Source organism: Xenorhabdus yunnanensis, from assembly GCF_028598805.1.
In the GTDB taxonomy this organism is placed as follows: domain Bacteria; phylum Pseudomonadota; class Gammaproteobacteria; order Enterobacterales; family Enterobacteriaceae; genus Xenorhabdus; species Xenorhabdus yunnanensis.
The window spans coordinates 1-349 of the sequence record NZ_JAQRFI010000268.1; the positions used below are offsets into that span (position 1 = coordinate 1).

The 349-nt window shown below is 48.7% G+C and carries 1 protein-coding gene; it reads left to right on the plus strand.

All coding sequences use genetic code 11. The annotated features are described in order from the left end of the window. A partial coding sequence (locus PSI23_RS22190) for a DEAD/DEAH box helicase (protein WP_373567376.1) occupies window positions 1-349 on the plus strand: 349 nt, incomplete at both ends.

Below are 349 nucleotides of genomic sequence, written 5' to 3' on the forward strand. Positions count from 1 at the left end.
TATCCAAGGGGATGAAGGTCATGATGATCTGCCCATACCTTGTTCTGATAAATCAGACTGCCCAGCGCTTTATCGAATATGGGTTACCGGAAGATGAAATCGCGTATATCTGGCGTGATCACCCCAATCAAGACCCGTCCAAGCTGATTCAAATCGCGTCGGCGGACACGCTGATCCGTCGTGAGTTTCCCGAAGATATTAATTTGCTGGTGATTGATGAAGCGCACCTGAAACGCAAGAAGATACTGGAAGAAATTACGCGGCTGATAACCGAAACAGACTGTAAGGTTATCGGATTATCGGGCACCCCGTTCTCGCCGTTCCTCGGTCACTACTACCAGAAGCTGAT